Here is a 6,023-nt window from a genome sequence, read left to right as displayed (position 1 = left end):
GCCGGTGAAGCCGGCCGGGAAGGTGCACAGGGCGCCGTCGCTGATCCGGGCAAGGCCGCGGTCCTCAAGTTCCTGGCACAGCTGTGCCAGATGGGCATCGTAGGAGCTTTCGCCCGCGATGTGGTCATCGGTGAGGCTGATGCCCAGCACCGAGTAGATGGCGTTGAAGTAGCGCTTGGACTGGGCCACGAGGCGCTGCCAGACGGCGAAGGTTTCCTCGTCGCCGCCCTGCAGTGCCACCACCCGGAGCCGTGCGCGCGTGGCGAAGCCGTCGTCCCCGGTGGCGGACGCGTCGAACTTGGCGCGGGCGGCCTGGTAGAAGGCGCTGGGGTCGTCCACCAGCAGCGCTGCTTCCGGGGAATCCTCGCCGATCTCCAGCCAGTGCTCGATCAGCATGCCGAACGGGGTGCCCCAGTCGCCGATGTGGTTCTGCCGGATCACGGTGTCACCCAGCGCCTCGAAGACCTTCACGAGACTGTCCCCCACCACCGTGGTGCGCAGGTGGCCGACGTGCATTTCTTTCGCGACATTCGGGGAGGAATAGTCGACGACGACGCGCTGGACTTCCGCCGCCGGAACGCCCGGGGCGCCGGGAGATCCGGCGTTGAGCAGCTCTTCGATCCAGGTCCCGTCGAAGGTGAGATTGATGAACCCTGGTCCGGAGATCTCGACGGCGGTGCAGATCCCGTCCAGGTCGAGGGCATCGACGATCCTGGCGGCGGCGTCCCGCGGCGGCATTCCGACCTTCTTGGCCAGCGCCATGGCGGCGTTGATCTGGATGTCCGCGAACTGCGAGGGCCGGACCACGGGATCCGTCCCGCGGTACTCTTCGCCGAACGCGCTGGCAATTGCTGCCTGGACTCTGGGGACAACCATTTCGGCCGGATTATTCACACTGTTCAAATTATCAGTTCCGCCCCTCCCCCGATGCCCGCCCCCAGAAGCAACGCGGGGTCAGATATCGCCGGTCCCGGGCCCCAACATGGGCCGGATCTGACCCCGCGTTGCTGTGTAGTGGCGGCGAAGGCTCCGCAGCCTCCAAAACCTTAGGCGTCGGTGCGGAAGACCTGAACCACTGAGGGACGCGGGGCGCGCACCTGGCCCGCTGCCGGCGTCGAACCGGCCGGGACGTAGTCCGGGAACAAGGACAGCTGCGCCTCGAAGCTGCCGTCCTCGCCCGGGTGCTGGACGGCGACGAACACGGTGCGTTCCTCGTCGTGGATGATGGGGCCGCAGGTTTCGGCGTCGCGCGGGACGGCGAGGAACTGCTCCACGCGGCCACGTTCGGCGCCGTCGAGGGTGACCTTGAACAGCCCGTCGGCCTTGCCGATGCCGGAGGGGGCGCCGTCCGTGGAGATCCAGAGGTTTCCGACCGAGTCGAAGGCCAGGTTGTCCGGGCACGAGATCGGCGAGACCTGGTCCGCCGGGAAGCCGGAGAAGTAGGTGACGTCCCCGGTGGAGGGATCGCCGCAGACCATCAGCAGGTTCCAGGTGAACGCCGTGGCGGTCTGGTCGCCGGTTTCGGTGATTTCCACGATGTGGCCGTCGCGGTTGTTGTTGCGCGGGTTGACCTCGGTGGCGCCTTCCTTGCCGGTCTTGCCGCGGTCCGAGTTGTTGGTGCACGCGACGTAGACCTTGCCGGTGTGCAGGCTGGGCTGGACGTCCTCGCAGCGGTCCATCTTGGTGGGACCCACCTTGTCCGCGGCCAGGCGGGTGTACACCAGCACCTCTTCGACAGACGGCATCCCGGGCACCTGGGATACGCCGCCGACGACGAGGGGGAGCCATTCACCCGTGCCGTCGAAGCCGCCGTCTGCCGGGACCGCACCGGTTCCGGTGATCTGGGCGGCCGGGGAGTTTCCGGCGAACTTGGCCACGTAGAGGTCGCCCTCGGAGAGCAGGGTCATGTTGTGCTTGCGGTCGCCCTCGATGTACGTGCCGGCGGACACGAACTTGTAGAGGTAGTCGAAACGCTCGTCATCACCCATGTAGGCCACAACGTGCCCCGACTCGGCCACAATCACGTTGGCGCCTTCGTGCTTGAAGCGGCCCATCGCGGAGTGCTTCTTCGGAGTGGACGTCGGGTCGAAGGGGTCGACTTCGACGATCCAGCCGAAGCGGTTGGTCTCGTTTTCGTAGCCGGGGTTGCGGGTGTCGAAGCGGGGATCGTCGAGTTCCCACTGGCGGGCCGTGGGTTTGCTGGTGAGCCCGTAGCGCTTGTCGCCGGCCGAGGTGCCGGGCGAGACGAAGTAGCCGTTGAAGTTCTCCTCGCCGGAGAGGATGGTGCCCCACGGGGTGGTGCCGCCGGAGCAGTTCCCGAGTGTGCCGAGGATAGTGCGGCCGGTGGGGTCCGCCTTCGTGCGGACCAGTGCCGAGCCGGCCACCGGCCCGGTGAGCTCGTACGGCGTCGTGTTCAGGTAGCGGCGGTTCAGCCCTGCACCCTTGACGTAGGTCCACGGCTTGTTCTTGTTCTTGCGCTCCAGCTCGACGACGGTGAGCCCGTGGGCCGCGGCGCCGATGGCCCGGACGTCGGCGGCGGGCATCGCGGCCGGGAACATGATGGTCTCGTTGGTGTATTCGTGGTTGGTGAAGAGCACCGCGCGGCGGCCCTTGCTGCCCGGGATCTCGAGGATGTCCGTGTAGTCGTTGTTGTAGCCGAACTGGCGCGCCTGGGCGGCCGCGGTCTGGTTGTCGAGGTCAAAGTCCGGGGCGTCGTTGAAGATCGGGTCGCCCCAGCGGATCACGGGCTGCCAGGTGAAGCCTTCCGGCACGGTGAAGGCGTCGACGGCGGCATCCACCGGGGCGATGGCCGTGAACTTGAGCTTGGACGCGCCGTAGCCGTTCTTGGCCGCCGCGGACAGGCCGGGACCGCCGTCGGCCACTGCGGACTCCGGGGAGATGATGGCACTGCCGAACGCGACGGCGAGGGCACCGGCGGCACCGAAGCCGAGGGCGGCGCGGCGGGACATGGTGGCGGAGGCGATGTCGCGGAAGTAGCTGTTCGAACTGGTGTTGCAGACCTCGCCTGAGCAGGCGTTGTCGCATTTCAGCGCGCAGGTGACGGGGCTGCGCTTGCCTTTGGTGTGGCCGAGCATGGGGAGCAGGGAAAACTTGCGTCCGGAGGAAACAGACATGGAGAGACCTTCCAAGGAGTGAGCGGCGATCCCGCCCACCCTCCCAGCCCCGGACTACGCGAAGTCGACTCTCAGATGAAGTTCCGGTGAACGTGCGGCTCCGCGCAGCGGGCAGCCAGCAGCGCGTGGACCCGGCGCAGGCGGTCCAGCCACCACTCGCGGCGCCCCGGGGCGGCAGCATATTCCGCCAGGAGGCCCGGATCGGCGTGGACCTCGCGGAGGCGGATGGCGCCGTCGTCGGGGACCAGGGAATCCGTGGTGACATCGGCGGTGAGGAGGGACACGGTTCCCAGCCCGCAGGCATACGGAAGTTCGGGCAGCGCGGCGGCGAGCGCCAGCCCGGCACGTATTCCCACGGAGGTGTCCAGTGCGGAGCTGACGACGGCAGGGAGTCCGGCCTGCGCCACGATGTCCAGCGCGCGCCGCACCCCGCCCAGCGGTGCCACTTTCACGACGATCAGGTCCGCGGCGCCGGCGCGGGCCACCTTGAGCGGGTCGTCCTCCTTGCGCACGCTTTCATCCGCGGCAATCAGCACCGGGACCCCGGCGGCCCGCAGCCGGCGGCGGACCTCGGCGAGGCCGGCGATGTCCGGCACCGGTTGTTCGGCGTATTCCAGCCCGACGCCGGCCAGCCGGGTCAGTGCCTCGACAGCGGCCGGGACATCCCAGCCGCCGTTCGCGTCCACACGGATCGCGGCCTCAGGAAACGCCGCCCGGACGGCGTCGACCCGGGCGGCGTCGTCGTCCAGGGTCTGCCCGGGCTCGGCCACTTTGATCTTGACGGCGTCCACTCTGCCGAAGCGGGCCAGGATTTCCGGCACCCGGTCCGCGGCGACGGCGGGGACGGTGGCGTTGACCGGGATGCTCGTGCGCAGCGGTTCCGGGAACCCCTGCCAGCCGGCTTCGATGGCGGAGGCGAGCCAGCGGGATGCTTCCGGGTCGCCGTACTCCGGGAAGGGGCAGAATTCGCCCCAGCCCAGCGGGCCGTTCAGCAGCAGGGCTTCGCGCTGGAGGATGCCGCGGAACTTCACCCGCATGGGCAGGCTCACCACGTGGGCGCCGGCGAGGAGTTCCTCCAGGTCAGGGATGTGCACCGGCTAGCCGACCGTCGAATCGGTCAGATGGGCCAGGTCAGCCAGCCAGGGAAAGACGACGTCGACCAGCACCAAAAGCACACCCGCCAGGATCGCCGCCGACAGCAGGATCCTCAGCCAGAGGGGCCCGGGGAGTTGCCGAAAAAGCCAGGCATACATGGGCTAACCCTTTCCCTGCAGCGCGGCGAGCTGCTTCGCGATGGCTGCCGGAGGCCCGGCGCTGAGGGGCTGCCATGAATCGAAAACAGAGTAGGCGATGATGCGCTCCTCGGACCCAAAGCGCGGATTGCAGCTCGTCATGGTCAATAGTCGTTGGTCCGGCACCGCGCCGGGCTGGGTGGGCACCGGCAGGAGCACGTCCGTCCGGTCCGGCAGGACGATCTCCTGGTTCCGGAAGACGTAGGTATAGAAACCGTCGGCCGTCTGGACGTAAATCTTGTCCCCGGGCACCAGCGTGTGGATGTTGTCGAGGACCGCGCCATGCGTCTGGCGGTGGCCTGCCATCGCGAAGTTCCCCACGGCCCCGGGCATCGACGTGTCCTTGTAGCGGCCGAGACCGAGCGTGTCGATGACGTCACTGCTGGTGCCCTCGATGATCGGCCTGCTGTAGGTGGCTCCGAAGCGGGGAACATAGACCACCCCGATCGCCTCGCCGTGGGCGGGCGCGGTGCCGACCGGCACGGCCGCAGGGTCCGCCGGCGCTGCGGCGGCAGGGTCGTTCGTGATGGGCACCTGATGTTCCTGCACGAACTGTTTCACGGCACCCCCCTGAACAGCGTCCGCTTCGACGTTCGTCCACCACAATTGCCAGGCGACAAACAGAATCGCAACCACGCCGAGTGTGATCAGCAGTTCGCCCACGACCTGGACGGTCATGAGGGAACGACGCCGGCGGGTGCGGTGGTTTTCCTGCGCAACCTCGGTGCGGCGGTTCAGTACCTTCGACATGCCACTCCTGTTGACTACCGCTGGATACTGCCGACGAAGCATCGCCCGTTTGGAAGAACGGGCAAGACTGACGATTCCACAGTTCCGGACCGGATCTGCGCCATCACACATTCACTCTCGCCCAGCACTCCGACCTCGACGGCGTCGGCGGCCAGTCCGGTAGGGGTGCGCGACGCCGACACCTCCACCGCGGCCGGGGCGAACCCCGCTGCGGAAAGGCTCTCGCGGACTTGCTCCCGGCTCGGCTGCGGTGTCGACGCAACGAGTGCCTGCAGGGCCGCAGCCACGGCACCGGACACGGCGGAAGGGGCGGCGGAACCCGACGGGGACGCCCCGGACACTTCCTGGGTTGGGACGGCCGATGCTTTCCCAACCGGGGCAGGAGCCTCGCTCACGGCGCCGGCTGACCCGGCTGAGCTGGCGGAAACTGTGGGTGCAGGCGTGGAACACGCTGCCATTCCGATCACGACGGGCAGAACCAGGGCACCCAACGCCATGTGCCGGCGGCCGCGGGGGCGGCGGAGCGGGCCGGGGGCAGGGGAAGTCACCGGAACATCCTCCCATATGGGCAGTGGAGCACCCGCGCCCGTGACGTACCCGCGCCTGTCACGCATCTCGGCTCCAGAGGCTGGACATGCCCTCCCTTGGCTTGGCGAACGCGGCGGACATGCCCAGTTCGCGCGCCCAGGAGTGGACATGGTGGGACTATGTCCTCTGGTGGCTGCAAGGGTGGGGCATGTCCCGTTTGCTGATGACACGCCAGGCCCGCTCACGCAGTCGGTTTCCCCTCAGCCTCCGGCGGCCCTGGGTGCCGGAGCTCCCAGACGTCCGCCGCGGCGCCGTGCGG

At 68.4% G+C, this 6,023-nt stretch carries 5 protein-coding genes and 1 pseudogene (1 of these 6 running past the window's edge); all 6 read right to left on the bottom strand.

The features are described from left to right. Nucleotides 1-876: pseudogene (argS, locus tag K789_RS23025) on the bottom strand (arginine--tRNA ligase) (it extends 898 nt beyond the left edge of the window). A 170-nt stretch (nucleotides 877-1,046) separates the two neighbouring features. Beyond that, a complete protein-coding gene (locus K789_RS0112570) occupies nucleotides 1,047-3,134 on the bottom strand; it encodes a PhoX family protein (protein ID WP_024367054.1) in 2,088 nt (695 codons plus the stop codon). A 71-nt stretch (nucleotides 3,135-3,205) separates the two neighbouring features. Then, nucleotides 3,206-4,228 carry an o-succinylbenzoate synthase gene (locus K789_RS0112565; RefSeq protein WP_024367053.1) on the bottom strand — a complete coding sequence of 341 codons (1,023 nt, stop codon included), beginning with the start codon at nucleotides 4,226-4,228 and terminating at the stop codon, nucleotides 3,206-3,208. A gap of 3 nt (nucleotides 4,229-4,231) precedes the next feature. Continuing rightward, nucleotides 4,232-4,387, bottom strand: coding sequence for a hypothetical protein (locus tag K789_RS25675; protein ID WP_024367052.1), 156 nt, complete (start codon nucleotides 4,385-4,387; stop codon nucleotides 4,232-4,234). A gap of 3 nt (nucleotides 4,388-4,390) precedes the next feature. After that, nucleotides 4,391-5,104, bottom strand: a complete 714-nt coding sequence (locus K789_RS0112555; protein ID WP_237739594.1) for a class E sortase — start codon at nucleotides 5,102-5,104, stop codon at nucleotides 4,391-4,393. An 86-nt stretch (nucleotides 5,105-5,190) separates the two neighbouring features. Next, a complete protein-coding gene (locus K789_RS26210; RefSeq protein ID WP_024367050.1) occupies nucleotides 5,191-5,724 on the bottom strand; it encodes a DUF6993 domain-containing protein in 534 nt (177 codons plus the stop codon). Between the last annotated feature and the right edge of the window lie 299 nt (nucleotides 5,725-6,023).

This window comes from Arthrobacter sp. TB 26 (genome assembly GCF_000427315.1).
Taxonomy (GTDB): domain Bacteria; phylum Actinomycetota; class Actinomycetes; order Actinomycetales; family Micrococcaceae; genus Arthrobacter.
Note: the sequence above shows the minus strand (reverse complement) of the source record. Positions and strands in the feature narration are given on the sequence as shown.

What these genes read in the sequence shown, in the direction of transcription:
- K789_RS0112555 (WP_237739594.1), bottom strand. Translation starts at nt 5,104, where the DNA reads ATGACCGTCCAGGTCGTGGGCGAACTGCTGATCACACTCGGCGTGGTT.
- K789_RS0112570 (WP_024367054.1), bottom strand. Translation starts at nt 3,134, where the DNA reads ATGTCTGTTTCCTCCGGACGCAAGTTTTCCCTGCTCCCCATGCTCGGC.
- K789_RS25675 (WP_024367052.1), bottom strand. Translation starts at nt 4,387, where the DNA reads ATGTATGCCTGGCTTTTTCGGCAACTCCCCGGGCCCCTCTGGCTGAGG.